The sequence below is a fragment of the Streptomyces sp. MS191 genome (assembly GCF_008042125.1).
In the GTDB taxonomy this organism is placed as follows: domain Bacteria; phylum Actinomycetota; class Actinomycetes; order Streptomycetales; family Streptomycetaceae; genus Streptomyces.
Genome location: NZ_RDBI01000228.1, coordinates 1 through 3229 on the forward strand (window position 1 = coordinate 1; position 3229 = coordinate 3229).

The 3229-nt window shown below is 73.6% G+C and carries 2 protein-coding genes; one reads left to right on the forward strand and one right to left on the reverse strand.

Annotation, left to right across the window (positions count from 1 at the left end):
- Positions 1-11: 11 nt before the first annotated feature.
- The gene (locus EAO71_RS36795) at positions 12-977 is read right to left on the reverse strand and encodes a DUF4184 family protein (RefSeq protein ID WP_147982126.1); all 966 of its coding nucleotides are present in this window, start codon (positions 975-977) and stop codon (positions 12-14) included.
- 232 nt (positions 978-1209) lie between these two features.
- On the opposite strand from EAO71_RS36795, the gene EAO71_RS36800 reads away from it, so the two are divergent.
- Positions 1210-2925 (forward strand): lytic transglycosylase domain-containing protein, encoded by a 1716-nt coding sequence (locus EAO71_RS36800; RefSeq protein ID WP_147982127.1) that lies wholly within the window; start codon positions 1210-1212, stop codon positions 2923-2925.
- Positions 2926-3229 lie beyond the last annotated feature (304 nt).

Genomic DNA, 3229 nt, shown 5'->3' on the forward strand with positions numbered 1-3229 from the left:
GGCTCGTCCGGTCAGTGCGCCGCCGACTCCCAGTCCGGGCCGACGCCCACCGAGACGTCGAGCGGGGCGCGCAGGGTGACCGCGGAGGACATCTCCCGGCGCACCAGGGCCTCGACCTGCTCCCGCTCGCCGGCCTGATCGTCGGTGTCCGAGGGCGTCGCGGGGGGCGACGCCGTCGGCGTCCTGCGCAGCCGCGTCCACGCCGCGTAGAGCACGAGTCCGGCGGCCAGCCCCGCGCCACCGCCGAAACAGGCCGTCGGGATGAGGTCCAGCGGCTTGTCGATCCGGCCCCAGTAGGCGTAGAAGCGCAGGCAGCGGTGCACGATCCCGGCGAGGAAGCACGCCCCGATGAGCACGCCCGCCAGCCGGCGCCCCCGCCGGTCCAGCACCACGATCCCCGCGGGACGCGCTCGGTCCGCGGGCGCCGCGCGCAGCGCCCGGACGACGAACCACACCAGCAGGCCGAGGGCCAGGGCCGAACCCCCGTACTGCGCGTACAGATAGACCGGGAAGCCGGCCACGAGCTCGCCGAGGAACGGGACCACCCGGGTCCCCCAACGGTCGAGGTGGGTGAAGGAGTCCCACACGACGTGCGTCGTCGCGCCGAGCATCGCGGACAGGCAGAACCAGCCGGCCAGCGCCGGTGCCCGCCGCCCCCGCCAGGAACGTCCCCGTACGAAGCCGTACACCCGCCCCTGCCATCGCGCCGGGAGCAGCGCCACCAGCGGCTCGCGCAACAGCAGCCACACCGCCACCAGGACGGCGGTGATGAGCACGTCGGCGGTCACGACGCCCACCGCCGAGTGCGTGACGTCGCCGAAGGTCATCGCGCCGGGGATCGCCGAGGCGGCGAAGTAGGTCATGTCGGGCGAGAACGACCCCGCCACCAGCGCCGAGGCGATCAACGGCCCGCGTGCGGTGCCGTCCCGCCGGATGCCCGGGAGCACCGCGGCGGCATGGCTCAGTGTGAACGGCATGGAACGTCCCCCTCAGGATCTGTGCCGACCGACGGAGGCCCCCCCCGGGTCCGTGGTCGGTGGTGATGTCCAGTATGCGGGAGTGATTCCTACGAGAGGGTGAGCGGCCAAGAGGTGACGAAAGCGTGAAACACGGTCAGGGCCCGGTGTTCCGGGGCCCGGAGTTGTCATAGGGTCGCCTGAGTCCGCGCGCGGGGAGCGCGAACGCAGGCCAAGGGGAGGGACTGTACGTATGGCAGCGCAATTGGGCCGCCGTCTGCGCAAGGGGGCCACCAGCAGCGCTGTGGTGGCCGCGGCGGTCGCGGCGCTCGCCGCTTCGCAGGCTCCGGGGGTGACTCCGCCACCGGCGGACAACGCGAGCGGGGACCGGTCCATCGGCACCGGGGACGCGACCACGCCGCCCGACGGCTCGGCGACCGGCGGTTCCCCGTACTACACCGACCTGCCGCCGCTGAACACGCCCAACAAGCCCGGCACTTCCATAGACCTGCCGATCGTGACCGGACCGGCGGAGGCGGGCATACCCGCGTCCGTGCTCGCCGCCTACAAGCGGGCCGAGCAGTCCATACGGTCGAGCGACCCCTCCTGCAACCTGCCCTGGCAGCTGCTCGCCGGCATCGGCAAGGTCGAGTCGGGGCAGGCGCGCGGCGGCCGCGTGGACGCCAACGGGACCACGCTCTCGCCCATCCTCGGCCCGGTGCTCAACGGAGTCGGCTTCGCCGACATCTCGGACACCGACAAGGGCGCCTTCGACGGCGACGCACGGCACGACCGCGCCGTCGGCCCGATGCAGTTCATCCCCTCCACGTGGGCCACCTGGGGCCAGGACGCCAACGGCGACGGCCGCAAGGACCCCAACAACATCTACGACGCCGCCCAGGCGGCCGGTCTCTACCTCTGCGCCAACAACCGCGACCTCGCGGTCAAGGCCGACCTGGACCGGGCGATCCTCAGCTACAACCGCTCGACCGAGTACCTGAACACGGTGCTCTCCTGGTTCGAGTACTACAAGCGCGGCAGCCACCAGGTCCCCGACGGCACCGGCGTCCTCCCCGTCGACCGCAGCGACGTCCCCGCCGGCCAGACCCCCTCGACGTCGCCGACCACCCCGGCCCCGACGAAGCCCGCGACGCCCAAGCCCAGCCCGTCGAAGCCGAGCACGCCGACACCCCCGCCCGTGACCCGGCCCCCGGCCGAGCGCGTGGCGAAGCTCGCGGACTCCGCTACGGGCACGCTCAAGGCCACCGCCGGCACGGCGTTCGCCGGGCGCCCGACCGTCCTCGCGCTCGACGCGGCGGGCAAGCCGGTCTCCGGACTGGCCGTGCGGTTCGAGATCGTCGGCGCCACCGACTCCCACTTCGGCGGCGGCATCAAGACCGTCACCGTCACCACCGGCGCTCAGGGCAAGGTCGTCTCCCCGGCCGTCCGGGCGGGCGAGCAGGCCGGCGCGTTCACGGTGCGGGCCTCCGTCGTCGGCCGCAGGCTGGCGGCCGTCGACTTCGCCGCGACCGTCACCGTCCGGCAGGCCGACGCCCTGGTCAGCGACGCCAAGGAGCTGAGCGCGACCGCCGGCACGGGCTTCGCGGACCGCGTCCTCGTGACGGCCACGCTCGACGGCGCACCCGCCGCGTCCGTCGACCTCACCGCCGCCGTGCTCACCTCGGGCGAGGACCCGCAGCCGGCCGCGAAGGGGCCGTACTTCAAGGACGCGAACGGCGACCCGGTCCGGACGCTCAGCGGACTGAAGACGGACGAGAAGGGCCTGCTCACGCTGCCCGACCTCTTCGCGGACGGCGAGGCCGGCACGTTCGTGCTGCGCCTGACCACGCCCGGCGGCGGCACCGTGGACATCGTCCTCAAGGTCACGGCTCCCGAGCCGGAGCCCACCCCGTCGCCGACGGGCTCGACGGACGCGTCCCCGTCCCCGACGGCCTCGCCCGGCTCCTGAGCGTCCGCCCACCACGCTCCTCGCGCCGCCCCCTCGTCCGCCCCGGACGAGGGGGCGGCGTTCTGTGTTCTGAGTGCAACGTGTTCTCATCTCGCGGCCGCGTTGCTACGGTGCCCCCGCCCTGACGCTGTATCAGATCGAGCACCGGGAGGCCGACCGTGCGCGCCCTCGTCGCCGCCGCCATCGGGCTGGTCCCTGCCCTCCTCGTCGTCCGCGAAGAGGTCGGGCAGCGTGAGCAGGCCCTTCTCGTCCGTCTTCAGTCCGCTGAGCGTCCGGACCGGGTCGCCGTTCGCGTCCTTGAAGT

What these genes read in the sequence shown, in the direction of transcription:
- EAO71_RS36795 (WP_147982126.1), bottom strand. Translation starts at nt 977, where the DNA reads ATGCCGTTCACACTGAGCCATGCCGCCGCGGTGCTCCCGGGCATCCGG.
- EAO71_RS36800 (WP_147982127.1), top strand. Translation starts at nt 1,210, where the DNA reads ATGGCAGCGCAATTGGGCCGCCGTCTGCGCAAGGGGGCCACCAGCAGC.